The 23,077-nt window shown below is 56.8% G+C and carries 26 protein-coding genes; 10 read left to right on the top strand and 16 right to left on the bottom strand.

The genetic code is table 11. The annotated features are described in order from the left end of the window. Positions 1–31 precede the first annotated feature (31 nt). The 3 genes from AAC076_RS06465 (at position 32) to AAC076_RS06455 (ending at position 2,429) form a co-directional block, all read left to right on the top strand. Positions 32–598 carry a hypothetical protein gene (locus AAC076_RS06465; RefSeq protein WP_339843759.1) on the top strand — a complete coding sequence of 189 codons (567 nt, stop codon included), beginning with the start codon at positions 32–34 and terminating at the stop codon, positions 596–598. Positions 599–702: 104 nt separating this feature from the next. Continuing rightward, complete coding sequence (locus tag AAC076_RS06460) at positions 703–1,671, top strand: ABC transporter ATP-binding protein (protein ID WP_339843758.1); 969 nt, start codon at positions 703–705, stop codon at positions 1,669–1,671. Further along, positions 1,668–2,429, top strand: coding sequence for an ABC transporter permease (locus AAC076_RS06455; RefSeq protein WP_339843757.1), 762 nt, complete (start codon positions 1,668–1,670; stop codon positions 2,427–2,429). The genes AAC076_RS06460 and AAC076_RS06455 overlap by 4 nt, the downstream gene beginning before the upstream one ends. 118 nt (positions 2,430–2,547) lie before the next feature. Here AAC076_RS06455 and AAC076_RS06450 read toward each other — a convergent pair whose 3' ends face one another. The 6 genes from AAC076_RS06450 to AAC076_RS06425 all read right to left on the bottom strand — a co-directional run bounded on the left by AAC076_RS06450 (position 2,548) and on the right by AAC076_RS06425 (position 11,266). Continuing rightward, on the bottom strand, positions 2,548–4,509 hold the full coding sequence (locus AAC076_RS06450; RefSeq protein ID WP_339843755.1) for an ATP-dependent DNA helicase RecQ: 1,962 nt from the start codon (positions 4,507–4,509) through the stop codon (positions 2,548–2,550). Between the two features lie 71 nt (positions 4,510–4,580). Beyond that, positions 4,581–5,591: a nucleoid-associated protein YejK gene (yejK, locus tag AAC076_RS06445; protein ID WP_339843753.1), complete on the bottom strand. Its 1,011-nt coding sequence runs from the start codon at positions 5,589–5,591 to the stop codon at positions 4,581–4,583. 59 nt (positions 5,592–5,650) lie between these two features. Continuing rightward, positions 5,651–8,500 carry a valine--tRNA ligase gene (locus AAC076_RS06440; protein WP_339843841.1) on the bottom strand — a complete coding sequence of 950 codons (2,850 nt, stop codon included), beginning with the start codon at positions 8,498–8,500 and terminating at the stop codon, positions 5,651–5,653. A 129-nt stretch (positions 8,501–8,629) separates the two neighbouring features. Beyond that, positions 8,630–9,232: a hypothetical protein gene (locus tag AAC076_RS06435; protein WP_339843752.1), complete on the bottom strand. Its 603-nt coding sequence runs from the start codon at positions 9,230–9,232 to the stop codon at positions 8,630–8,632. 3 nt (positions 9,233–9,235) lie between these two features. Continuing rightward, positions 9,236–9,667, bottom strand: coding sequence for a DNA polymerase III subunit chi (locus tag AAC076_RS06430; protein ID WP_339843750.1), 432 nt, complete (start codon positions 9,665–9,667; stop codon positions 9,236–9,238). A gap of 108 nt (positions 9,668–9,775) precedes the next feature. Continuing rightward, positions 9,776–11,266, bottom strand: a complete 1,491-nt coding sequence (locus AAC076_RS06425; protein WP_339843748.1) for a leucyl aminopeptidase — start codon at positions 11,264–11,266, stop codon at positions 9,776–9,778. 150 nt (positions 11,267–11,416) lie between these two features. Between AAC076_RS06425 and lptF the strand changes: the two genes are divergently transcribed. Continuing rightward, entirely contained in the window at positions 11,417–12,520 is a 1,104-nt protein-coding gene (lptF, locus tag AAC076_RS06420; protein WP_339843746.1) for an LPS export ABC transporter permease LptF, read from the top strand. Further along, complete coding sequence (lptG, locus tag AAC076_RS06415) at positions 12,507–13,568, top strand: LPS export ABC transporter permease LptG (RefSeq protein WP_339843744.1); 1,062 nt, start codon at positions 12,507–12,509, stop codon at positions 13,566–13,568. The genes lptF and lptG overlap by 14 nt, the downstream gene beginning before the upstream one ends. A 22-nt stretch (positions 13,569–13,590) precedes the next feature. Here lptG and AAC076_RS06410 read toward each other — a convergent pair whose 3' ends face one another. The 6 genes from AAC076_RS06410 to folM all read right to left on the bottom strand — a co-directional run bounded on the left by AAC076_RS06410 (position 13,591) and on the right by folM (position 16,498). Next, on the bottom strand, positions 13,591–14,085 hold the full coding sequence (locus tag AAC076_RS06410) for an RDD family protein (RefSeq protein WP_339843743.1): 495 nt from the start codon (positions 14,083–14,085) through the stop codon (positions 13,591–13,593). A gap of 33 nt (positions 14,086–14,118) precedes the next feature. Beyond that, a complete protein-coding gene (locus tag AAC076_RS06405) occupies positions 14,119–14,454 on the bottom strand; it encodes a HopJ type III effector protein (protein ID WP_339843741.1) in 336 nt (111 codons plus the stop codon). Further along, the gene (locus AAC076_RS06400) at positions 14,451–14,756 is read right to left on the bottom strand and encodes a DUF1244 domain-containing protein (protein ID WP_339843739.1); all 306 of its coding nucleotides are present in this window, start codon (positions 14,754–14,756) and stop codon (positions 14,451–14,453) included. The genes AAC076_RS06405 and AAC076_RS06400 overlap by 4 nt, the downstream gene beginning before the upstream one ends. Positions 14,757–14,839: 83 nt before the next feature. Further along, on the bottom strand, positions 14,840–15,217 hold the full coding sequence (gene folX / locus AAC076_RS06395; protein ID WP_339843737.1) for a dihydroneopterin triphosphate 2'-epimerase: 378 nt from the start codon (positions 15,215–15,217) through the stop codon (positions 14,840–14,842). A 2-nt stretch (positions 15,218–15,219) separates the two neighbouring features. Then, positions 15,220–15,777 carry a GTP cyclohydrolase I FolE gene (gene folE, locus AAC076_RS06390; protein WP_339843735.1) on the bottom strand — a complete coding sequence of 186 codons (558 nt, stop codon included), beginning with the start codon at positions 15,775–15,777 and terminating at the stop codon, positions 15,220–15,222. A 19-nt stretch (positions 15,778–15,796) separates the two neighbouring features. After that, on the bottom strand, positions 15,797–16,498 hold the full coding sequence (gene folM / locus AAC076_RS06385; protein ID WP_339843734.1) for a dihydromonapterin reductase: 702 nt from the start codon (positions 16,496–16,498) through the stop codon (positions 15,797–15,799). A gap of 195 nt (positions 16,499–16,693) precedes the next feature. Between folM and AAC076_RS06380 the strand changes: the two genes are divergently transcribed. After that, positions 16,694–16,951, top strand: coding sequence for a hypothetical protein (locus AAC076_RS06380; protein ID WP_339843733.1), 258 nt, complete (start codon positions 16,694–16,696; stop codon positions 16,949–16,951). Here the strand turns inward: AAC076_RS06380 and AAC076_RS06375 are convergent. Then, positions 16,948–17,382, bottom strand: coding sequence for a DUF393 domain-containing protein (locus AAC076_RS06375; protein WP_339843731.1), 435 nt, complete (start codon positions 17,380–17,382; stop codon positions 16,948–16,950). The two genes, AAC076_RS06380 and AAC076_RS06375, sit on opposite strands and share 4 nt — an antisense overlap. Before the next feature lie 146 nt (positions 17,383–17,528). Between AAC076_RS06375 and AAC076_RS06370 the strand changes: the two genes are divergently transcribed. Further along, positions 17,529–18,503, top strand: coding sequence for a MerR family transcriptional regulator (locus tag AAC076_RS06370; RefSeq protein WP_339843729.1), 975 nt, complete (start codon positions 17,529–17,531; stop codon positions 18,501–18,503). Positions 18,504–18,693: 190 nt separating this feature from the next. On the opposite strand, the gene AAC076_RS06365 is transcribed toward AAC076_RS06370, so the two are convergent. Next, positions 18,694–19,128 carry a PAS domain-containing protein gene (locus AAC076_RS06365; protein WP_339843727.1) on the bottom strand — a complete coding sequence of 145 codons (435 nt, stop codon included), beginning with the start codon at positions 19,126–19,128 and terminating at the stop codon, positions 18,694–18,696. 122 nt (positions 19,129–19,250) lie between these two features. Between AAC076_RS06365 and AAC076_RS06360 the strand changes: the two genes are divergently transcribed. Beyond that, positions 19,251–19,709: a flavodoxin domain-containing protein gene (locus tag AAC076_RS06360; protein WP_339843726.1), complete on the top strand. Its 459-nt coding sequence runs from the start codon at positions 19,251–19,253 to the stop codon at positions 19,707–19,709. Here the strand turns inward: AAC076_RS06360 and AAC076_RS06355 are convergent. Continuing rightward, positions 19,706–20,461: a Crp/Fnr family transcriptional regulator gene (locus AAC076_RS06355; RefSeq protein ID WP_339843724.1), complete on the bottom strand. Its 756-nt coding sequence runs from the start codon at positions 20,459–20,461 to the stop codon at positions 19,706–19,708. The two genes, AAC076_RS06360 and AAC076_RS06355, sit on opposite strands and share 4 nt — an antisense overlap. Before the next feature lie 92 nt (positions 20,462–20,553). Here AAC076_RS06355 and AAC076_RS06350 point away from each other — a divergent pair, with 92 nt between their 5' ends. Both AAC076_RS06350 and AAC076_RS06345 read left to right on the top strand, forming a co-directional pair. Further along, on the top strand, positions 20,554–21,327 hold the full coding sequence (locus tag AAC076_RS06350) for a class II aldolase/adducin family protein (protein WP_339843723.1): 774 nt from the start codon (positions 20,554–20,556) through the stop codon (positions 21,325–21,327). Positions 21,328–21,330: 3 nt separating this feature from the next. Continuing rightward, positions 21,331–22,245: an alpha/beta hydrolase gene (locus tag AAC076_RS06345; protein ID WP_339843721.1), complete on the top strand. Its 915-nt coding sequence runs from the start codon at positions 21,331–21,333 to the stop codon at positions 22,243–22,245. A 26-nt stretch (positions 22,246–22,271) separates the two neighbouring features. On the opposite strand, the gene yaaA is transcribed toward AAC076_RS06345, so the two are convergent. After that, positions 22,272–23,048 carry a peroxide stress protein YaaA gene (yaaA, locus tag AAC076_RS06340; protein ID WP_339843718.1) on the bottom strand — a complete coding sequence of 259 codons (777 nt, stop codon included), beginning with the start codon at positions 23,046–23,048 and terminating at the stop codon, positions 22,272–22,274. Positions 23,049–23,077: the final 29 nt, after the last annotated feature.

The following is a 23,077-nucleotide window of genomic DNA, read 5'->3' as shown; positions in this document are numbered from 1 at the left end:
CGGACGGTACTCGAATCAGCCGGCAAGCGTAATGGTTGCAACCACGAACACTCTCATCCGTCGCGTTTTACTTTTGGTGGCAGCCATCTGGCTGGCTTCGCCGTGGCCATTGCTGGCCGAAGAGGCGTCCGCTGACCTCGAGGATGCTCAAGCCCTTTGTGCCGCACCGGCTTATCAGTTTTCCTCTGACCTGGCTGAGGCCTCTGCTACGCAGGCGCTTGACGAGACCTTGCGTCAGCAATTCCTTGTCCATCTGAAGAAGTGCAGGGCGGTCTATCGCTACCATCTTGCTCAGGTGACTGACGATTTCCTCGACCTGCCCGCAGATGCCTATTGTCATGCAGTACGACGGGATTTCATCGAGTCCGAATACCTGTTCGATGTGGCTGCGTCACGTGCCGCCCAATTGCCCTTGGGCAGTATTGAGGATCGCGTGGCAGCAGCAGAGTTTTTGCAGAGAGCCAATAGCGCTCTGGTCCGTGCAGTCAATGGCGTGTTTCTCCTGCGTCACGGCATTTGCATGGAGGAGAGAATCGCGCCTTTTACCCGGCCCCCGTTTGAAAGTGAGATCAACCGGACATATCCCCACATCGAATAGGCGTTCACAGGCCCGCCCGTTCCTCGATGAGCATGCGATGATATGCGCCAAGCAGCCGTGCCACCTGGGTGGTCAGGGACTGCATACGCAGTGAAGGAGATAACTTGAGCGACATTATCCAGGTAAGCGGCCTGACCAAAACTTATGCAACGGGTTTTCAGGCACTCGACAACGTCAATCTGCGCATTCGCCGCGGTGAAATATTTGCATTGCTTGGACCCAACGGGGCCGGCAAGACCACACTGATCAGTATCATTTGTGGAATAGTCAACGCCAGTGCCGGGCAGGTTCTGGTTGATGGGCATGATATCGTCGGCGACTACCGGGCCGCCCGCAAGACAATCGGGCTGGTGCCCCAGGAACTGACCAACAACATGTTTGACACTGTATGGGCGACCCTGAAGCTCAGTCGAGGGCTGTTCGGCAAGCCGGCTGATCCTGCGCATCTCGAGAAGGTATTGCGTGATCTGTCGCTATGGGACAAGCGTAACGAGAAGATCATGAGTCTGTCTGGTGGCATGAAGCGACGCGTGTTGATAGCCAAGGCGCTTTCCCATGAGCCCGATGTCCTGTTTCTCGACGAACCAACCGCAGGGGTTGATGTGGAGTTGCGTCGTGACATGTGGGAAATGGTCCGTAAGCTTCGTGCTAGTGGTGTCACTATCATTCTGACTACCCATTACATCGAGGAGGCCGAAGAGATGGCCGATCGAATCGGTGTAATTAACGGCGGTCGATTGATTCTGGTCGAGGAGAAAGCAGCGCTGATGCGTAAACTCGGCACCAAACAACTCAGCATCCACCTGCAGCAGCCCCTGGAACTGATACCCGAATCAGTATCGAGCTACCAGCTCGCGCTGGAGCAGGAAGGGCATGTGCTGGTGTACACCTTCGACGCGCTGAAGGAGCAGACCGGTATTGCCGAACTGTTGCGTGCGCTGGCCCGCGAGGGAATCGAGTTCAAGGATCTGCATTCCAGTCAGAGCTCGCTTGAGGATATTTTCGTCGGGTTGGTACATAACCCACCGACTGACTCAACGGGGACGGCACGCATGGCAGAGGAGTTGTCATGAACCTGTACGGAATAAAAGCTATCTATCAGTTCGAGATGAACCGTATGCGCCGCACCCTGCTGCAGAGTGTTGCTTCACCGGTTATCTCCACTTCCTTGTATTTCGTGGTGTTCGGCGCGGCGATTGGTTCGCGCATGGCAGAGATTGATGGCGTCGGTTATGGCGCATTCATCATTCCAGGCCTGATCATGCTGATGCTGCTTAACGAGAGTATTTCCAATGCCTCCTTCGGTATTTACATGCCCAAGTTCACCGGCACTATCTACGAAGTTCTGTCAGCACCGGTCTCGCCGCTGGAAATTGTTATCGGCTACGTGGGCGCCGCGGCAACCAAATCGACCATTCTGGGTCTTTTGATACTCGCCACGGCGAGGATCTTTGTGCCCTATGAAATTCAGCACCCGGTCTGGATGTTCGGTTTTCTGGTGCTGACCGCCATCACCTTCAGCCTGTTCGGTTTCATTATCGGTATCTGGGCAGACGGGTTTGAAAAGCTGCAGATCATTCCGTTGATGATCGTCACGCCGCTTGCCTTTCTGGGTGGCAGCTTCTATTCAATCAACATGCTGCCGCCGCTTTGGCAAACCATCACGCTGTTCAATCCCGTGGTCTATCTGATCAGCGGTTTTCGCTGGAGCTTCTATGGGGTGGCCGATGTGCACATTGCTGTCAGCCTGGGGATGACCAGCATATTTCTGTTCGTCTGCATCGGCATCGTCTGGTGGATATTCAAGACAGGCTACCGACTCAAGCCCTGAGCCGACACTGGTTTTACAAAAAGCTGCCAGAGGAGTACGACTTCATCATGGATTTCGATGAAGTCAGTGCTATTCAGGTCCGTGAGATGAGCTGGAACTCGCCTGCAGGTGGCGCACTTTACTGGCCGGGATCGACATTCATGTTACCGGCCAGAGCTCTGATCTGCGCATAAGGGTGATCCTGTAGCGCGGCGAAGCCTGGTATCTGCCGAGCTTTCATGCGAGTGAACAGGGGTGTGGTTATCCCGCAGAGAAACCGCGTAAGGCATTCGCTGCCCGGGCCTGATCCGGTCAGCGCTGTGTGGCGCTCGACGAAGGTCGACGCCATGGCTGCAACCCTGTTCCCGTCAGGCAAAGGCAGGTGCGGTGGCTCGGGCAGCTGTTGATGTTGGCCCTCGCAGACAGAGCAGTGTCCACAGTGTGCTGGCGCCTGATCGTCGCCAAAATGCCGCGCCAGGCTGTGACTCAGGCACTGGTTAGCGGCAAATAGATCAAGCATGGCGTGAATGCGGCGTATTTCATTCTGCTCCTGCATGACGAAATAGCCGTGTAGATCCTCGGCCAGTGTTTGCGCGTCGAAGTCCCGGTCAAGCAGCGCATACACCTCGGTCATTTGCTTGCTTTCCATCTCGATCCAGCCCTGCTCCTGGAAGTAGTCCAGCGCCTTGATCACCCGCCCACGGTCGGCATTGTGCTGTTGCCAGAGGGTGTCGAAGTCGACGGTGCACCAGGTACGTGCCCGTTGCGAGGTACTGACAATCGATTGCACAAACTGCTGGCGTTCTCCCTGGAAGCGGTCGACCAGTTGCTCCGCTGGCAACAGGTACTTGAACCGGTATTCGGCAAAATAGGCATAGCGCGGCGTGATGATGCCGCGCAGCTCCAGCTGCACCAGCAGGGTCTTGAGCGGCAACTGACGAATATCGCTCTGGGACGAGAGTGCGTTGAGCATGATCTCCCATTGTCCCTGGCTATCCGGTCCGGACGCGGGGACAGCCAACAGGTCGTCAAGTACGGCGCGTATGCCGTTCAGCTCGGGCGTATCACCATAGACAAAGTTTTCCAGGACGTTGAGGTTGTCCCGATTGGCCAGGATCAGGCAGCGTGACGGCTTGCCATCACGGCCGGCGCGGCCTATTTCCTGGCTATAATTCTCGATCGACTTGGGCAGGTCGTAATGCACGACGTTGCGGATGTCGCTCTTGTCGATACCCATGCCGAAGGCAATGGTGGCGACGATGCAGTTGATTTGCCCGGCCATGAACTGCTGCTGTATCGCTTCCCGGCGCTCATGGGGCAGGCCGGCGTGATACGCACTGGCCTCGATGCCCTGGCCGCTCAGTTGCCCGGCCACCTCTTCGGCCGTCTTCTGCTGCGTTACGTAGACAATAGAGGCCTCGCCGGGCCTTGCGTCAAGCCACTGGGTAAGCCGCGCGGGTTTGTCCATGGTCGCGACCGGTTCGACGCCGAGATGCAAATTGGGGCGATAAAACCCGGTAGTCACCACGTCATCTGCGGCAATGGCGAAGCGCGCCTGCATGTCGGCAATTACTGGCGGCGTCGCCGTTGCGGTCAGCAGCAGTACCTGCGGAATATTCAGTTCCTTCTGGTATGCGGGTAGCTTCAGGTAGTCGGGACGAAAGTTATGGCCCCACTCCGAGATGCAGTGTGCTTCGTCTATAACCAGCAGTGAGATTGGAACCTGCTGGATGAAGTTGCGAAAGCGCTCGTTCTTGAGTCGCTCGACCGAGATCATCAGGATCTTCAGTTCACCATTGCGCGCACTGGCCATGACCCGGTTGGCTTGCTCGCGGTCCTGTGCAGAATCGATACTGCCGGCGGCAATGCCATGGCGCTCGAGGAACTGCAATTGATCCTGCATCAACGCCAGCAGCGGCGAAACTACCAGGGTCAGGTGTGGCAGGTGCAGGGCAGGTAACTGATAGCACAGAGATTTGCCGGAGCCGGTCGGGAAGATTGCCGCTGCAGAGCGGCCAGCGAGCACCGAGTTGATGGCCGGCTCCTGGCCGGGGCGAAACTGGCTGAAGCCGAAGGTGTCGAGCAGGGTTTGTCTGATCATTGCGCCATGGTGCTCAATTTATGCCGCGGTGTCTGCGACCTGTTGCACAATCAGCCAAACCGGCTGCGCTGTCAGCGACCTTTCTTGTTGCGCAGCTGCTGTACCAGCCCCTTGGGTGGATGCTTGATCACCAGTGAATCCTGGCTTTCGTCGTACTCCACCTGCTCACCAAGCAGATGTGCTTCAAAGCTGATCGACAGGCCATTGGCCTTGCCATAGAAGCGCATGAAGTTGCTCAGGGTGCGCTTGTCCGCCGGGATCTCGGGGGACAGGCCGTAATCCTTGTTGCGGATGTAGTCGTAGAAAGCGCGTGGCTGCTCTTCGTCAATCACCCCGGAGAGCTCCTCCAGCGCTACCTGCTCGCCCTGGCGGGCCTGGCTGTTGACGTAGCCACTCATGGCCTTGGTCTTGTCGCGCAGAGCATCGGGCTGGAAGTCTGCTTCGCCGACATAATCGCTGAAGGCCTGGAGCAGGGTGGTGGTTTCTTCCTCTGGATTGGCTCCTTCGATACAGCCGATGAAGTCTCGGAAGTAGTCCGAAACGCGCTTGCCACTGCGTCCGCGGATAAAGGAAATGTATTTGGTCGACTGGGCGTTCTGTTTCCATTCGGTCAGGTTGATCCGTGCGGCCATGTTCAGACTCGACAGATCCAGGTGCCGCGCCTGTGCGACTTCCAGGTTATCCGTGACGGTAACGCCCTCGGTGTGGTGCAGCAGGGCAATAATCAGGAACGCAGTCATGCCCTGACGGTAGCGGATGTACAGTACATGGCCGCCCAGTGCCAGGTTTGATCCCTCCATCAGGGTTTTCAATTGCTCGGTTGCCTGGCTCGAGAAACCAATAAAATCCTGCTCGCCGTCGACCAGTTGTTGTAGCCAGCCACTGAACGGATAGGCACCACTTTCCGGCTGAAAATAGCCCCAGGCCTTGTTCGGCTTGCTGTTGTAGGCTTCGATCAGGCCCGCGAGCAGTTGCTCCAGCGCTTCGGAATTGGCCAGTTCGCTGTCGCGCAGGCTGAGGCTGGCGGGCTGGCCGTCGGGCTTCTTGTGAATCTGATGAACGATGCTGTTATCGATGGGCATGGTATCTCTTCTGTTGCGAAGGCCTGACGGGCCGGATTGATATCCGGCCCGCTTTGAGCCTAGAGGCTGGCAATATGGCTGCGTTGTTCGCTGAGCTGGGCAAGGGCCTTCTCGGCATCGGCGAGCTTGCCGCGCTCTTTATCGATGACCGCTGGCGGGGCCTTGTCGACGAAACCGGCGTTGCTAAGCTTGCCGCCGATGCGCTTGGTTTCGCCTTCAAGACGTTGGATTTCCTTGTCCAGACGGGCCAATTCGGCGGTCTTGTCGATCAGACCAGCCATGGGTACCAGGACCTCTAGCTCGCCTACCAGCGCAGTGGCGGATAGGGGTGCGTCATCGCCCGCGGCCAGCACCTTGACTGATGAGAGTTTGGCCAGTTTTTTCAGAAACGCCTCGTTCTCCTGTAAGCGGCGAAGGTCTTCGTTGCCGGCATTGCGTAATAACAGATCGAGTTCCTTGCCGGGGGCCACGTTCATCTCGCCGCGGATGTTACGTACCCCCAGGATCAACCCCTTGAGCCACTCGATGTCCTGCTCGGCGGTTTCATCCAGGCGGTTTTCGTCGGGCTGCGGCCAGGGCTGCAACATAATGGTTGGGCCGCCTTTGCCTGCCATGGGTGCGATCCGCTGCCAGATCTCTTCGGTAATGAAGGGCATGAACGGATGCGCCAGGCGCAGGGCCGCTTCCAGGACCCTTACCAGCGTTCGGCGTGTCCCGCGTTGGCGCTCTGCTGGAGCGTTCTCGTCCCACAGAACCGGCTTGGACAGCTCCAGGTACCAGTCGCAATACTGGTTCCAGATAAATTCGTAAAGCGCCTGGGCAGCCAGGTCGAAACGGAACTGATCAAGTTGACGAGTCACTTCGGTTTCGGTGCGCTGCAGGGCGGAAATGATCCAGCGGTCGGCCAGGGTCAATTCGACGGGAGAGCCATCAGTACCCGTATCCTTGTCCTCGCACTGCATCATTACGTAGCGAGCAGCGTTCCAGATCTTGTTGCAGAAGTTGCGATAGCCTTCCACCCGGCCCATATCGAACTTGATGTCACGTCCGGTGGAGGCCAGCGAGCAGTTGGTAAAGCGTAATGCATCGGTACCGTAGGCTGCGATCCCGTCGGGAAATTCTTCACGGGTCTGCTTCTCGATCTTCGCCGCCATTTTGGGCTGCATCATGCCGCTGGTGCGCTTGGTGACCAGGGACTCGAGATCGATACCGTCGATGATGTCCAGCGGGTCGAGCACGTTACCCTTGGATTTGGACATCTTCTGGCCTTGACCATCGCGGACCAGGCCATGGACATAGACCGTCTTGAAGGGTACCTGGGCGCTGCCGTCTTCGTGCTTCATCAGGTGCATGGTCAGCATGATCATGCGCGCGACCCAGAAGAAGATGATGTCGAAGCCGGTGACCAGTACGTCAGTCGGGTGGAAGGTCTTGAGCGCCTGGGTCTGCTCTGGCCAGCCGAGGGTAGAGAAGGTCCAGAGACCGGAGCTGAACCAGGTATCAAGTACGTCTTCATCCTGGCGTAATACCGCGTCACCCAGATTGTGCTTGGCGCGGACCTCCGCTTCGTCACGACCAACATAGACATTGCCAGCTTCGTCATACCAGGCTGGAATGCGGTGACCCCACCAAAGCTGTCGCGAGATACACCAGTCCTGGATGTCGCGCATCCAGCTGAAATACATGTTCTCGTACTGCTTGGGCACGAACTGGATACGGCCGTCTTCCACGGCGGCTATCGCCGGTTCAGCCAGCGGCTTGGTCGACACGTACCACTGGTCGGTCAGCCAGGGTTCGATCACCACACCCGAGCGGTCACCCTTGGGTACTTTGAGGGCATGGGGTTCGATCTTTTCCAGCAGGCCGGCGGACTTAAAGTCGGCGACGATGCGTTTGCGCGCCTCGAAGCGGTCCAGCCCGGCATAAGCTGCAGGCAAGCTGGCGTCCACATCGTTGTTCACACTGCCGTCAATATTGAAGACCTGGGCGCGGGCCAGAATCGCCGCATCCTTGTCGAGGATGTTGATCAGCGGCATCGCATGGCGCTTGCCAACTTCATAGTCGTTGAAGTCGTGGGCCGGGGTGATCTTCACGCAACCAGTGCCGAACTCAGGATCGCAGTAATCATCGGCGACAATCGGAATACGCCGGCCTACCAGGGGCAATTCAACGAACTTGCCGATCAGTGCCTGGTAGCGCTCGTCTTCCGGATTAACTGCTACCGCTGTGTCGCCCAGCATGGTTTCCGGTCGTGTAGTGGCGACGATCAGGTAATTCTTGCCGTCGGCGGTGGTGGCACCATCGGCCAGCGGATAGCGTAGATTCCAAAGCGAACCGGTGTCGTCATGGTTCTCTACTTCCAGGTCGGATATCGCGGTGTGCAGCGCCGGATCCCAGTTTACCAACCGCTTGCCACGGTAAATCAGGCCATCCTCGTGCAGGCGCACGAAGGCTTCCTTGACTGCTTCGCACATGTCCGGGTCCATGGTGAAGCGTTCGCGGCTCCAGTCTACCGAACTACCCAGTCGTCGAATCTGGCGGGTAATGTTACCACCGGACTCTTCTTTCCATTCCCAGACCTTTTCCAGAAACTGTTCGCGTCCCAGATCATGGCGAGACTGACCCTGTGCGCCGAGTTGACGCTCAACCACCATTTGCGTTGCGATGCCGGCGTGGTCTGTGCCGGGTTGCCACAGGGTATTGCGGCCCTGCATACGGCGGAAGCGGATCAGTGCGTCCATGATCGAGTTGTTGAAACCATGGCCCATGTGCAGGCTGCCAGTCACGTTAGGTGGCGGCAATGCAATGGTGTAGGACTCGCCCGAACCCTGGGGGGCGAAATAGTTGTTCTGCTCCCAGTTCTGGTACCAGGAAGATTCGATAGCGTGGGGCTGGTAAGTCTTGTCCATGGGTATGCTGGGTATCCGATTGGTCAGTCGGCGACGGGCGTTGCCGGTTGCAGCAGGGCAGGCCAGGATCATCGCGCAAAAGCGGGCATTATAGCGGGCGCGGGGCTTCGAGGCCCAGCCCGCAGGTGCTTATTTAAGTTGTTCGCTTACCAACTGTTGCAGCTTGTCCTGCAAACGATTGCGCAGCTCGGCTTCAATGGTTGGCATCAGGTCGTCTATGACTTCTTGCAGAATCAACTGCGCCTCGGCCTGCAATCGCGCCTCCATGCGGACTTCCCGTGCGCCGGTGTGAACACTATCGCGACGAGTGCTTTGGCGTGAGGAGGGGCTTGCCGGGGGTGGTGGTATATGACCGGCCATCAGTCGGTCGAGTTGTACGCGTTCCTCAGCCAGTCTTGCAAGTTGATCATATGGCAGAAACGGGTTGGGTTTGGGTGCGGCGGGTCTGGCAGGTAAAGGCGGAAAAGGGGCAGATGAGGCCGGCAGATAGGGCTCGTCGGATACGATCGGAGTCAATGGCTTGCTGAGATCCAGGCCGGGTGCATCGGTAATGATGTCCTGCAGGAGCGGAATATCCAGTTGAGCATCTTCACCGGATTGCGTCTCGGGTATGCCTACGCCAGGCAGGGGCGCTGAAGAATCATCCGCTTCAGTTGGTTCGTCCAGAAGGGTGCGGATGGACTCCAGATCCTTTAGCAGACGTGATGGTTCCGAAGGGTCGCGCTGCGCCATGATTCATCCCGCTGTCCGTATCTGATGGGTTTGCAGAGGATAGCCCTGTTCGCGGTAAAAGCGAAATCGCTCACGTGCCGGCAGGCGCACGGGGTCGTGCTCGATAACGATCTCGGCCATTCGGGTAAAGCGACTGAACGAGTCGGCGGTTGTATCCGCCAGATTGATCAGCAGATCGTTATGCGTCACCGGGGGTTCCCCGCTGCCGCAAACAACGGCTTCCTCAGGATCATCCGCTGCCAGGGCGTGGGGTAAAAAAGCATCGTCTCGGAAGCGCCATAACAGACGGTCAATATCGTCCGCCTGGACAGAATCGCTACAATTGAGATACACCCGATGCCCTTTGCTCCAGGCCTTGTGGGCAAGCCTGCAGGCGTAATCCAGGCGCAGGTCTGGATTTGTGCTGGTCAGTAGATAGAAATCGATACGCGTCACTGTAAAAGCAGCCTCAAGTTACAAGCTTCAAGCCAACTACCAACCTCGACGTACCAGCGGCAGGCTGGGTGAACAGCTTGCCGCCTGGTGCTCGCCGGGTTGCCGGCATCAGCCGGCTTGATTGAGCAAATATTGCATCAGCAAGGGCACGGGGCGTCCGGAGGCACCTTTGTCCTTGCCGCCACTGATCCATGCGGTACCGGCAATATCCAGGTGGGCCCACGGGTAGGCTTTGGCGTAGCGTGACAGGAAGCAACCGGCGGTGATACTGCCCGCCTTGGGGCCGCCGATATTGGCCATGTCGGCAAAGGGGCTGTCCAGTTGCTCCTGATATTCATCGAACAATGGCAGTTCCCAGGCGCGATCATCTGCCTGTTTGCCAGCGCTCAACAATTGTTGCACCAGATCTTCATTGTTACCCATTACAGCTGACGCATTGCTGCCCAGGGCGACAATACAGGCGCCTGTCAGCGTTGCAATATCGACCACGCTGGCGGGCTTGAACTTCTCGGCGTAGGTCAGGGCGTCACAGAGCACCAGGCGGCCTTCCGCATCAGTATTGAGAATTTCGATTGTCTGTCCGGACATGCTGGTGACGATGTCGCCGGGCTTGGTGGCGGTTCCGCTGGGCATGTTTTCCGCAGCGGCAACGAGGCAGACGAGGTTGATTGGTAGCTGCAGGGTCACGGCTGCTTTCATGACGCCAAAGACCGTGGCAGCACCACACATGTCGTATTTCATCTCATCCATGTTGGGTGAGGGTTTGATGCTGATGCCACCAGTATCAAAGGTAATGCCCTTGCCGACCAGAACGTGTGGCTTGTCCTTGGACTTGCCGCCCTGGTAGCTCATGCGAATCAGCTTGGCCGGTTCTGCGCTGCCAGCGCTAACCGACAGAAGTGCTCCCATTCCGAGCGCTTTCATGTCTTTTTCTTCAAGTACCTCGATTTCGAGTTCCTTGTGTGTCTTGCCCAGCGCCTTGGCCTGATTGGCCAGGTAGGTAGGGGTGCAGACATTGCCGGGCAGGTTACCCAGTGTCCGCGTCAGGTCAATGCCGTCGCTGATGGCCTGGGCGTGAGTCACTGCTCGCTTGAGCTGCTCGGCATCGGCCTTGTCAGCCGACCACACCTGGCACTTCTTCAGGCGCGGTTTAGTGGCTTTCTGGCTTTTGAACTGGTCAAACTGATACAGGCTCTCGCGGAGGGTTTCCAGCATCAAGCGGGTTCGCGAGTACAGATCGCGGCCTATCACCGGTAACTCTGCAAGGGTCAGCAGAGCGTCGGTGGCGCCTCCATCCTTCAGAGTGGCAATGACCTTCTGCACCAGCTTGCGGAATTGCCGATCGCTGAGCTCAGCCTCCTTGCCACGGCCCACCAGCAGAATGCGTTGCGCGGTAATGCCCGGCAAACCGAACAGCAGCAGTGTCTGACCGCTCTTGCCAGTGATGTCGCCGTGCTTGATCGCGGCGCTGATCTGGCCGCTGCAGGCGCGGTCGAGTTCGGCAGCGGCGCCATCAAGTGTTGCTCCCTCGCTGATGGCTACCACCAGACAGCCGCTCTTGATGGTTTCCAGTGTGCCGTGCTTGACGTTGAAGTCCATTGGTACTCCCCAAGACAAATGATGTTTATTGACTGATAATACAGCCCGCGAGTCGGACTGCCATGCGCTGTGACCGGAGTTGCGCTTGCAACCAGACTCGATATCCCCTCATTCTGGCTTATTCGTGCGCCTGGGGCCAAGGAAGTTATTGTGATTGTTTTTCGTTATCTAAGTCGTGAAGTCCTGATAACCCTGACCGCCGTCAGTGGGGTGCTGCTGCTTATCATCATGAGCGGCCGCTTCATCAAGTATCTGGCACAGGCGGCTATAGGTCAGCTCGACCCCGGTGTGCTGTTTCTCATCATGGGCTACCGGCTGCCAGGCTTCGTGGTGCTTATTCTTCCGTTAGGCATGTTTCTCGGCATCCTGCTGGCCTATGGGCGAATGTATCTGGATAGCGAAATGACGGTGTTGTCTGCCAATGGGTTCAGTGACCGACGTATTCTCTGGTACACCCAGGGTTCCGCGTTGGTGGTGGCTGCCGTTGTAGCGCTGCTGAGTCTATGGGTAGCGCCGGCGGGGGTTCTGAAGACGCAACAGTTATTGAATGAGCAGGCAGCGATGACTGAATTCGATACGCTGGCCGCCGGACGCTTCCAGTCTCTGGGCAGTGGTCAGCGAGTGACCTATGCCGGAGGGTTGTCGGAAGATCGCACTCAACTGCAGGATCTTTTCATTACCGAGCGCGCTGGCGGCACCGATGATACACAGCTAGGGGTGCTGGTAGCGGAATCTGGACGCCAGCAAATGAATGCTGATGGTAGCCGCTATCTGGTGTTGTATGACGGTTACCGATACGACGGTACGCCCGGGTCGGCCGATTTCCGGGTGATCAGCTATGAAACCTACGGCGTGTTGCTCCCCAAGCCAGAGATTGCTACCGAGGTGACAGATCACGAAGCCATGCCGACATTGGCGCTGTTTGGACAAGCGGATATCGATTTGCAGGCGGAGCTGCAGTGGCGTCTGGCGATACCCTTGCTGGTCTTTGTGGTCGCCTTCTTCGCAGTGCCCCTGTCGAGAGTCAATCCGCGACAAGGTCGCTTTCTGAAGTTGCTGCCGGCTGTGATGCTGTATATGGCCTACCTGGCATTGTTGATCAGCGCTCGTGGCTGGATGGAATCAGGCAAGCTACCGCCGGCCCTGGGCCTTTGGTGGGTGCATGTATTGTTCCTGCTGATAGGTGTTGCGCTCAATCGACAGGCTTTGATGCGCCAGCCAGCGCCTCGGGAGGTCAGCCATGCGCATTCTTGATCGGCATATCGGTTCCACCGTTCTGTTCAGCATTCTGGTTGTGGCGCTGATTGTGCTCGGGCTTGATTTGCTCTTTGCTTTCATCGGTGAGCTGGATGACGTTGAAGGGAGTTACGGTGCACTGGATGCCTTGGTTTATACGCTTTTTACCCTTCCTAGGCGGCTTTACGACATGCTGCCGCTGGCGGCTCTGATCGGCTGCCTGATAGGTCTGGGTACCCTGGCGAGCAACTCCGAACTGACTATCATGCGCGCGGCGGGCATATCGATTCCGCGCATCGTCGCAGCCGTCTTCAAACCACTGGTGCTGGTATTGGTGGCGGGTGTGTTGCTGGGTGAGTACGCAGCACCCTATAGCGAGAACGTCGCCGAGAGCCGCCGCGCCATAGCCCAGGGAACGGAGCAGGCTTTCAAGTCGCGGGGTTTCTGGCACCGCGAAGGGAACGATTTTCTACACATCAATGCAGTGCAGCCCGATGGCGCATTGCGGGGTATTACCCGCTATCGTTTCGATGAAGAGCGTCAGTTGCTGGAAGCCAGTTTTGCCAGTCGAGCCGTTGTCGAGGATGGCACCTGGTTGATGGCGGACGTGCAGACCACGCGCTTTCCTGCACCTGATCGAAGTGAGGTGGTTACCAGCGAGCAAGAGCGCTGGAATGTGCTGCTGTCGGCGGAGCTGCTGAGAGTAGTGGTGCTTGATCCTGATGTGCTATCCCTTTCCGGGATCTGGCATTACCAGAGTTATCTGGCTGAGCAGGATCTGAGTAATGCACAGTACCGTCTGGCTTTCTGGAAAAAACTGCTGCAGCCCCTGGCTACCCTGGCCCTGGTATTTGTCGCAATTTCCTTCGTGTTCGGGCCTTTGCGCTCGGTTACCTTGGGACAGCGGGTATTTACCGGGGTGCTGGTCGGGTTCAGCTTCCGCATAATCCAGGACCTGCTCGGACCTTCGAGCCTGGTGTTCGGATTCTCACCCCTGGTGGCGGTCCTGGCTCCGATTCTGCTGCTTTTCGTGCTGGGTGGAATACTTCTGAAGCGGGCTGGTTAGTCGCCTGTCTGCTCAGGCGCACTTACTTCTTGAATGTGCCCTTGGGCAGGGTGACCAGTTCGGTGCCCGAGGCCATATCATGCCAGGTACGGGATTGCGGGTCCCATATCGACCAGAGAAACCCTAACCCCACACAGAGCCAGGCAACCTGCGCGACCAAGAAGCGTATTACTGCCTGACGCCGAGTAATAGACAGGCCTCCGGGCTGCTGGACCCTTATGCGCCAGACCTGCATACCCAGGGTTTGCCCCTTGAGCGTCCAGAAACTCAGATAAAACAGCAGGCTCACGCCGAATATGATGAGCGTCAGCAGGTAGTCACCGATAAATCCACCGGCCTCTGCCTGTTGTTGCGCGACCTGCTCGCCCGTAAAGAAAATATGTATCCCCAGGTAGGCAAAGGTGACGACCATCCAGGCAGCGATCAGCAAAAACAGATCATAGCCGGCGACCATCAGTCGTCGACCCAGGGAAGTAGCCGGAAAGACGCCGGCGGGATCAAGTTGTCGAGTGGGCATCAGGGCTCCGCAGCTTCTTGTGGCAAACGGCGCTTAACGCCGGATCAGTGGGGATGAGTCAAACGTGACCGCAGCGAGGCCATGATCGCACAACGCACGTATATTGGCGTGGTCATGGCCATCCGGGCTTGCCAGAACCGATTGATAATGTTCAGCAAAGCACTGCAGTGTTTGCAGGTCGTTTAGACCAAGATCCAGTGCCATAGCCAGTACCTTGCAAGAGCCCTGATTCTCTCCTGCGTTATTGCGGACCGGGCCATTGTCGAAGCCGCTGGGTTGATACAGGTAGTAGCTGTCAATAAAGCTGAGTGTGTCGGCGAAGCAATGACCTGGGGTTCCGAGCAGATCGAGCAGTTCTTGCGGTTTCACGGTTTGTCGGCCCCGCTTTGGGTTTTGGCAAAGGCAGCCTGCTGCGCCGGACTTGCTTCCTTCTGGTAGCGGGACTTCCATTCAGCATAGGGCATGCCGTAGATGGCTTCCCTGGCCTGGTCCATGCTCAGTTCGATGTCCATGTCATCGGCTGCCGCCTTGTACCACTTTGATAAACAGTTGCGGCAGAAACCGGCCAGTGTCATCAGCTCAATGTTCTGAACATCCTTGCGGCTGTTCAGATGGGCTAGCAGATCACGAAATGCTGCAGCTTCCAGTTCGATTCGCTCTTGCTTGGTCATGCTCTGCTCCGCGTGTTTAAACGGCAATTGGATGCTGGCTCGGATCATACTGACACCTCGCACCGGCAGCAATCATTCGCCAGTCAGGCGTCCCGTTGGGCGCTTAACGTAATCGAGACGGACTCGGCGAAGCGCAATGCGTGGGGCTTGTCGACTTCAACCTCGGCGTATCTCACCTTTGCATGCGCCATCACCAGGTCAAGAATCTCCTGGGTGAGGCGTTCAAGGAGAGCAAAGCGGTTTTCCTCGACATGCCTTATGACGGCTTTGGTAATGGTGCGGTAGTTGAGGGCCTGGTCAATCTCGTTGACCTCCACGGCCTCGGCCGCCGGATAAAGAATGGTCAGATTGATGACCACGTCCTGACGATTGAGGATCTCTTCTTCCTTGATACCAATGTAAGTGCGCAGGCGCAGATCCTTGACCCGGATACGCGCCATGCCTGGTGTCAGCTTGCTCATGCTCATCGTCCGATCAGTTGCAGAAATTCCTGCCGGGTGTTGAATGATTCGCGGAAGGCGCCGAGCATCACTGAGCTATGCATGGAAGAATTCTGCTTTTCCACGCCACGCATCATCATGCACATGTGCTTGGCCTCGATCACTACTGCCACGCCCTTGGCGTTGGTCACCGACTGCAGGGCTTCGGCAATCTCCCTGGTGAGGTTTTCCTGAATCTGCAGGCGTCGAGCATACATGTCGACGATTCGAGCAACCTTGGAGAGACCGATGACCTTGCCAGTCGGGATGTAGGCAACATGGGCCTTGCCGATAAATGGCAGCAGGTGGTGCTCACACAGAGAATAGAGCTCGATATCCTTGACGATCACCATCTCGTCGTTGGTTGAGGCGAACAGCGCGCCGTTGACTATTTCTTCAAGCGACTGATCATACCCCCGGCACAGGAACTGCATTGCCTTTGCGGCACGCTGTGGTGTGCCTTTGAGCCCATCTCGCTCGGGATCTTCGCCCAGGTTGGCGATAATGTCATGGTAATTGCGGGTGAGGTTTTCTAGGCTCATCTGAGGAGTCTCTTCGGGGTCATTTCAGGTGTCTGCCGCCGTTCAGGGTCAGGCTGGTACCTGTTATATAGGTGTTATCCATCAGATAGCGGATGGATTGGTAAACTACCTCCGGTCCGGGCTCGATGCCCAGCGCCGATTTTGCCAGGGTCTTGCGGCGGTATTCTTCGTCATCGTCGGTGTTGAACATGATCAGGGCGGGGGCTACCGAGTTAACCTTGACGCCTGGTGCCAGTTGGGCAGCGAAAGATAGCGTGAGGTTTTCAAGGGCCGCCTTGCTGGCGCAGTAAGCCATATGTTTCTTGCTGCCGCGCTGGGCTACGTGATCGGTCAGGTGGATGATATCTGTAACCTGGTGAGGGTCCAGCAGGACTTCAGCTGCTCTGTTGATCAGGAAAGGCGCCTGTACATGCACCATGAACATCTGACTCATGGCCTCTGCGCCCTGATGGTCGTCCAGCCAGAGCGACGCATTATGGATGATTGCTCTTAGCGTGGGGGCCTGCTGCCGCAAACGTATCAAGAAATCCTCAATACCTGCGATCGTTGAAAAATCCGCAAGCATGACGTCGATTCCGCTCAGCGGCTGGTCCCGCCATTCGGGCCTCAGGGTGCGGCAGGTTATGATCACCCTGTAGCCATCTTCAACCAGGCGTCTGGCGCAGTGCAATCCTACACGCTGTGCTCCCCCGGTAATCAGAATGGTTTTGCTGACCGTCATGTGCTTCTCTTGTTCAGGGTTAGGATTCGGTCGCTCGGTCCGGGGGTAAAGCGGCAACGGACCGAGCGACCAAATCCTCGACTAAAGTTATACGAGATTAGATATCTGTACAGTATATTAGTATTGCTATTTGCTTCTTGTACAGTACAAGTCGGATAAATAGCCGCTTCCGTATGCTCAGATCAGGAAAACCAAATGAATCTCAAACAACTCGGCGCCGCCCATCAAGCTGGTGAAGTACTGGACATCAATATTATCACGCATAGCGGCCTGAATCGTTACGCAGTGCGAGTGGTCACTAGGGGCGCAGGAACAGCTATGGTAGCCAGTAGCGGTCGCAGACCGAAGTACTGGCTATCGCTGGCAAAACTGCAAAGCTCGCTGCGTCGACTTGGCATCGTGCCACCTGTATTACAGGTAACCGTTGCGCAGGATGAGGTGATCGGACGTTAATCGTGCTTTTTCCCCGGAGAACATCGGTCGCTATCGCAGGTGGCAGCAGCATCGGAACCCGGCATTGGTACGATGCGGGCGAGTGCCGGGCGAAGACGGCAGAATTGTCGGTATGCCCACTGCCAGAACGGGCGTGCCCACGACCACCTGAGAGGTACAACCAGCCAGCCCAGTCCTACTGACTTGTAGCTCCAGTAAGTGGCGTCTATGCCCGTAACCAGTTGGCCGTCGTTGAATTGCGCATGCAGACAGTCGAGCATGTTCGCCCGTGTAAGTCCTGGCAAAGGCTCGACGGAAGGTTCCGCTATATCCACCAGTTCTAGTCTGCCCTGGCCATTACGTTTTTCGAACATGCGTATCTCGCGCAGACACAGGGGGCATTCCCCGTCATAAAACAACGTGAGAGGCCACTCGGGGTTGTTGATTTGCACGTGATTGCTCCGTTTTGCGGAAGAGTGCGGATGTACAGGCTTTTGCTGTTGCGCAAGTTCTGTACAATAGAGCTGCAATCTAACGGGCCGGATGCGGTTTCCGCAAACGTAAACGGCCGTGATACCGACTTCCTCTGTAAACAGATATGACCAAAACCAACGACCCGATTTATGCAGCCCTTGATGCGGAACTGGAGGGCGAAGATCTTTATCCGATACGTGAAGTATCGCGCCTGACGGGTGTGAATCCGGTTACGCTTCGCGCCTGGGAGCGCCGCTACGGGTTATTGGTTCCCCATCGGACCGATAGTGGTCACCGGTTGTATTCCATGGCCGACATTGAGCGTGTGCGCAAGGTTACTGCCTGGATTGATCGCGGTGTGGCGGTAAGCAAGGTTGCTTCGATTATTGACCGTGAAGTGGCCGCCAGCCAAACCTCTGCCGTCGAACATGATTCAGCGAATGCCGATGATTCAGCCGGATTGAGGGAATGGCAGGCGAAGTTGGTTGACGCTGTGAACAGCGTCAATCTGGCTCGACTCGATGGTGTCTACGGCCAGGTCCACTCCAGCTTTCCGGTTGCGACTGTTTTGCGCGACATCGTGTTGCCGGTGTGGCAATTGTTTCGTGATAAAGCCGGCCCAAATGGGGTTTCCGGCCAGTGGTCATTCATGGATGCGTTTATGCGTGGCCGTTTGTTTCAGCGCATTGGTTATCTGCGGCCAGCCTTGCCCACCGTATTGCTGGCGGCCCTGCCCGGCAGTGGCGAGGAGTTCGAGGTTCTAGTCAATGCGGCCCTTGCTGCTGAAGCTGACGCGAATGTGACCCTGGTTCCGGATGTCTCTTCGTATGCGGAGTTGGCCGCAATGGTCGAGCAATCGGGCTGCGACTTATTGCTGCTTTACGGTAACAACGCTCTGGACGCAGACGCCCTCAGCAGGGGACTGCCTCGACTGGAGCAGTCAATTACCTGTCAGGTTGCAGTGACTGGCCCCCTTTGTGAAGTCCAGCCTGTTGAGTTGGAGAGGGCGGGAATAACGGTGCTTGCAGTCCACGGGCAAGAAATGGTTACCCAGGTACGCAACTTGTTGGCGGGGCGCCTGGATACGCCGCACAGTTAACTTAAGGTTCTGGAATATCTGGTTACGCTAGCAGCTGTACAAGAAGGCTATTCTTGTATAGCTTATGTACATGCCTTGCAGCAATGCGAGGATGTTTCTTCAAAGCTGCGCACTCCGGTAGCCATCTTCCCCTTTTGGGCTACCGGGGTTTTTTAAACGAGCTGAACAGGATTCGATATCCCTGCAACGGCTACTTCAAACGGGCGCGAAGCTCAGCTACCTCTTTTTCCAGCACGGCCACCCTCTTTTCAGCCTCAACCTGTTCGGTTACATCCTTCTGGATACCAATGTAGTAGGTCAACTGGTCAGCCTGGTTGTAAACAGGAGTGATTGATAGCTCGTTCCAGAACTGTGTTCCATCCTTGCGATAGTTACGCAGAATCTGGCGGGAAGGCTCCCCGTTTTTTACCGCGTCGCGTATGGCGCGCAGACCATCCTGATCGCGGTCTTCCTTCTGCAGGAACCGGCAATCCTGATAGAGGATCTCATCGGTCTCGTATCCGGTCAGGCGCTCGAAAGCCTTGTTGACGTAAATCAGGATGTTGTCATCGCCTTCCTGCTCGGCAACCACAATTCCATCATTGGACGCATCAACCACGAGCTGCAGTAGTTTGGCATTGATCATTGCAACAGCGTTCTCCGTATGTGTGTTCACATTCTATAGCAACATCTGGCGCTGTCCACAGCACCGATGGGCAAAGAGTGGGGCATAATGTGCGCTTTTGCACCGTCAACGTGGAGGTGAACATGCGACTGGCTGTACTGAGTGGTTCGGTTTACGGCACCGCTGATCTTGTTGCGGATGAGGCTGTGTTGAGGTGTCGCGACGCTGGTCTGGATGTGTCGAGAATCCAGCCGGCGACTGTGGATGCTCTGCTTGATGCGGCTCCGGATATTATCCTGGGCTGCGTTTCAACCACTGGCATGGGGGAGTTGCCGGACTCGTTCGTACCCTTTTTTATTGAGCTGCAAGATCGCTTTCCATTGCTGACCGGCAAGCGCTTCGCTGTCATCGGTCTGGGGGATTCGGCTTACGGGGATACATTCTGTCAGGGGGGCGAGCAGTTGCGAGAGCTGCTTGTTGAGTTGCAGGCGGTAGAAGCGTTGCCGATGTTGCGTCTGGATGCGAGCGAGACAGTATCCCCCGAGCTGGATGCCGAGCCCTGGCTGGACCAGCTTATCGAGTCGATAAAGCCTCGGGCCTAGATCTCTGAGGCCACCTCTCCACGGGCCAGGCTTGCCAGTGCTGCTTCGTCCAGGATTACGATCTGGCCGTAATGGATGCGCAGCCAGCCGGCCTGTTCCAAGCGTTTAAGCAGCTTGTTGATGCTTTGCCGGGAGCTATTGAGCATCAGTCCCAGGGATTCCTGTGACAACTGGATGGTGGCCTGGTTGGTTCCCTGGTCGGTCTGCTCGTAATTGTGTGCATGCATCAGTAGTCGTTTTGCCAATCGCGAGGACAGCGGCAGAAGTGCGCTGTCTTCCAGCATCGCGAACGACAGCCGAATGCGTCGGCAAAGCAACTGCATGAAATGCGGATACAGCTCCGGTCGTCGATCAAGGAGGTCCTGAAACCCCCGGCGTGGAATCATTATCAGCTCGGTAAGTCCGTTGGCGTGGGCGTCATGTGTCCGTGGCAAACCGTCGAACAATGAGATTTCACCGAACCAGCTACCCGGACTCAGCACGGTCAGCACGGCTTCGCGCCCATCCAGCCCGGTGCTGCTAACCTTAATGGTACCGCTGACCACACCATAGAGGCCGTCTGCGGGATCATCCTTGGCATGCAGCAGCTGTCCGTCGTCAAGTCGAAGCAAGCGAGCCAGCGCAGCCATATCGTCCAGGGAATCACGCGGGAGATCGCGTAGCCACCGATTACGCAGCAACAGGTCGCGGAACACTGCAGCGTCGGGTGCCGGGGACACTGTAAAGTGCTTGACAGTCCTTCTCTCTGTCACGCCTTACACTCCTTGTTATTGATTTGCCCAATTATGCCGCAAGTTGTCTCCTGTGTGCGTAGCCCAAACCCAACAGAACGAGGATTGACACGATGAATGCAATACAACCCCTTCCGGTCGTGGACGTGAAAGATCAGGTCAGTGCCGACGAGTGGCAGACCCGTGTTGATCTGGCGGCCTGCTATCGGTTGATCGCAATGTACGGCTGGGACGACGTGGTCTTTACCCATGTGTCGGCAAAGATCCCCGGAACCGAGCATTTCCTGATAAATCCCTACGGCCTGATGTTCGAGGAAATGACCGCATCCAATCTGGTCAAGATCGATCTGCAGGGCAACAAGTTGATGGACACGCCCTACGACATCAATCCGGCCGGCTTTACCATACACAGTGCGGTGCATGAAGTACGCCACGACGCCGCCTGTGTATTGCATACACACACCGCCGCGGGCGTCGGTGTTTCTGCACAAAAGGAAGGCATCCTGCCAATTTCCCAGCAATCTATCTTTGTGCTTAGCAACCTGTCATATCACGATTATGAGGGTGTGGCCTTGAACGACGAAGAGAAGGCCCGTCTGCAGGCTGATCTGGGCAAGACCAATGCCATGGTACTTCGCAATCATGGTCTGATGACCTGTGGCAAGTCGGTGGCCGAAGCATTTCTGGGCATGTACACGCTGCAGCGTTGCTGTGAAATACAGATTGCTGCCCAGGCAGGGAGCGGCGAGCTGATCACCATACCGCAGGCTATTCTCGATGGCGCGAAGGAAAGTATGCGCAAGGTAACCCGGGGCGCTGGTGGCAACATTGCCTGGCCTGCGCTGCTGCGTAAACTGCAGCGCGTGAACCCCGGTTTCGATCACTGATTGGTGCGCACCGCTGTTGGGATCCCCCTGGATGAATGGGTAGCCAGGGGGAGCGAACTTGAGTACCGGGGGCAGCGGGTTCGCTACTGGTCGGCCGGAAACGGTGAGCCGTTACTGCTGATCCACGGTTTTCCTTCCGGGTCCTGGGATTGGCATTATCTGTGGAACGAGCTGGCTGCATGCTATCGAGTGATTGCAGTCGATATGATCGGTTTTGGTTTTTCCGCCAAGCCTCGCCATTACGAGTACAGCTTGCTGGACCAGGCCGATCTGCTGCAGGCAGTTCTTGATCACCTTGATGTGGGCGGTTATCACATACTGGCCCACGACTACGGCGACAGCGTCGCCCAGGAGTTGCTGGCACGGGACCGCTCAGGTCCGCGCAAGTTGGGCTCAGTCTGCTTTCTCAATGGCGGGCTCTTTCCGGAAACCCATCACCCGGTATTGATGCAAAAACTGCTCATGAGTCCCCTTGGCTTTCTCATCGGCCGGCTCTACGGCAGGGCTCGTATGGCGCAGACGTTCGGCAACATATTCGGTCCACAAACTCAGCCCGATGAAACCGAGCTGGATGCGTTCTGGCGCATGATCGAATTCAATCAGGGTCGGGCCGTCATGCATCTGCTGATTCGCTATATAGCCGAGCGCAAGGTGCAGCGCGAGCGCTGGTTGCAGGCTATGCAGCATAGTCATGTGCCGTTGCGGTTGATCGACGGAGCGGTAGATCCTGTCTCGGGAAAGCACATGGCCGAACGTTACCGGGAGTTGATTCCGGCTGCTGATGTGGTGTTGCTGGAGAGCATTGGCCACTATCCCCAGGTAGAAGCGCCAGAGCAGGTTTTGGCACATTACCTGGTATTCCGCCATTTACCCGTTAAGGCTGAATGCGCTGCAGGTCCCGCCACTGCCGCGGTCTAGGGTCGAGCTGCAGGGCTGGGCATTTCTCAGCGCCGCTCGTCGCGGAGGAATACAAGCTTGTCCGCGGTCGAACTGGCGGTATCAAAGTAATAGCCGTCCAGGTCGAAAGCTTTCAGTTGTTCAGGGTCCTTCAAGCGCTCCTTGATCACGTAGCGAGCCATCAGGCCGCGCGCCTTCTTCGCGTAGAAGCTGATGATCTTGTACTCGCCATTTTTCTGATCCTTGAAAACGGTATCGATCACCCGCGCCTTTAACTGCTTGGGTTTGACCGCTCCAAAGTACTCTTGAGAGGCCAGGTTCAAAAGCACGTCGTCTCCCTGCTTTTTCAGGTCCTCGTTCAGCCACTCACTGATGTGCTCACCCCAGAAGCTGTAAAGGTCCTTGCCGCGCGCATTCTCCAGTTTGGTGCCCATTTCCAGCCGGTAGGGTTGCATCAGATCCAGCGGGCGCAGGATGCCGTAGAGCCCGGAAAGCATGCGCAGATGTTGTTGGGCGAAATCAAAGTCTTCCTCGGAGAAATCCTCGGCAGCCAGGCCGGTGTAGACGTCACCCTTGAATGCAAGCAGTGCCTGTTTGCTGTTTTCCTTGGTGAACTGGTCACTCCAGCTGCCATAACGAGCCACGTTGAGACTGGCGAGCTTGTCGGAAAGAGACATCAGCTTGGCAATGTCCTGCGGTGACTTCTCCTGGAGAATATCGATCAGCTCGCGGCTGTATTCCAAAAAACGCGGTTTGCTGTGGGTGCTGGTAACCGGGGGTGTTTCGTAATCAAGGGTTTTGGCAGGCGAAATAACCAACAGCATATAAACCTCCATATCGGACTGATGGATAT

Origin of the sequence: uncultured Halopseudomonas sp., from assembly GCF_963977355.1 — a bacterium.
In the GTDB taxonomy this organism is placed as follows: Bacteria; Pseudomonadota; Gammaproteobacteria; order Pseudomonadales; family Pseudomonadaceae; genus Halopseudomonas.
The sequence above is the reverse complement of the archived record's forward strand: the minus strand, read 5'-3'. Positions and strand labels throughout refer to the sequence as shown.

What these genes read in the sequence shown, in the direction of transcription:
- AAC076_RS06440 (WP_339843841.1), bottom strand. Translation starts at nt 8,500, where the DNA reads ATGGACAAGACTTACCAGCCCCACGCTATCGAATCTTCCTGGTACCAG.
- AAC076_RS06435 (WP_339843752.1), bottom strand. Translation starts at nt 9,232, where the DNA reads ATGGCGCAGCGCGACCCTTCGGAACCATCACGTCTGCTAAAGGATCTG.
- AAC076_RS06455 (WP_339843757.1), top strand. Translation starts at nt 1,668, where the DNA reads ATGAACCTGTACGGAATAAAAGCTATCTATCAGTTCGAGATGAACCGT.
- folM (WP_339843734.1), bottom strand. Translation starts at nt 16,498, where the DNA reads ATGACGGTCAGCAAAACCATTCTGATTACCGGGGGAGCACAGCGTGTA.
- lptG (WP_339843744.1), top strand. Translation starts at nt 12,507, where the DNA reads ATGCGCATTCTTGATCGGCATATCGGTTCCACCGTTCTGTTCAGCATT.
- AAC076_RS06370 (WP_339843729.1), top strand. Translation starts at nt 17,529, where the DNA reads ATGACCAAAACCAACGACCCGATTTATGCAGCCCTTGATGCGGAACTG.
- AAC076_RS06350 (WP_339843723.1), top strand. Translation starts at nt 20,554, where the DNA reads ATGAATGCAATACAACCCCTTCCGGTCGTGGACGTGAAAGATCAGGTC.
- AAC076_RS06365 (WP_339843727.1), bottom strand. Translation starts at nt 19,128, where the DNA reads ATGATCAATGCCAAACTACTGCAGCTCGTGGTTGATGCGTCCAATGAT.
- AAC076_RS06380 (WP_339843733.1), top strand. Translation starts at nt 16,694, where the DNA reads ATGAATCTCAAACAACTCGGCGCCGCCCATCAAGCTGGTGAAGTACTG.
- AAC076_RS06410 (WP_339843743.1), bottom strand. Translation starts at nt 14,085, where the DNA reads ATGCCCACTCGACAACTTGATCCCGCCGGCGTCTTTCCGGCTACTTCC.
- AAC076_RS06465 (WP_339843759.1), top strand. Translation starts at nt 32, where the DNA reads ATGGTTGCAACCACGAACACTCTCATCCGTCGCGTTTTACTTTTGGTG.
- yaaA (WP_339843718.1), bottom strand. Translation starts at nt 23,048, where the DNA reads ATGCTGTTGGTTATTTCGCCTGCCAAAACCCTTGATTACGAAACACCC.
- yejK (WP_339843753.1), bottom strand. Translation starts at nt 5,591, where the DNA reads ATGCCCATCGATAACAGCATCGTTCATCAGATTCACAAGAAGCCCGAC.
- AAC076_RS06425 (WP_339843748.1), bottom strand. Translation starts at nt 11,266, where the DNA reads ATGGACTTCAACGTCAAGCACGGCACACTGGAAACCATCAAGAGCGGC.
- AAC076_RS06450 (WP_339843755.1), bottom strand. Translation starts at nt 4,509, where the DNA reads ATGATCAGACAAACCCTGCTCGACACCTTCGGCTTCAGCCAGTTTCGC.
- AAC076_RS06360 (WP_339843726.1), top strand. Translation starts at nt 19,251, where the DNA reads ATGCGACTGGCTGTACTGAGTGGTTCGGTTTACGGCACCGCTGATCTT.
- folE (WP_339843735.1), bottom strand. Translation starts at nt 15,777, where the DNA reads ATGAGCCTAGAAAACCTCACCCGCAATTACCATGACATTATCGCCAAC.
- AAC076_RS06400 (WP_339843739.1), bottom strand. Translation starts at nt 14,756, where the DNA reads ATGACCAAGCAAGAGCGAATCGAACTGGAAGCTGCAGCATTTCGTGAT.
- folX (WP_339843737.1), bottom strand. Translation starts at nt 15,217, where the DNA reads ATGAGCAAGCTGACACCAGGCATGGCGCGTATCCGGGTCAAGGATCTG.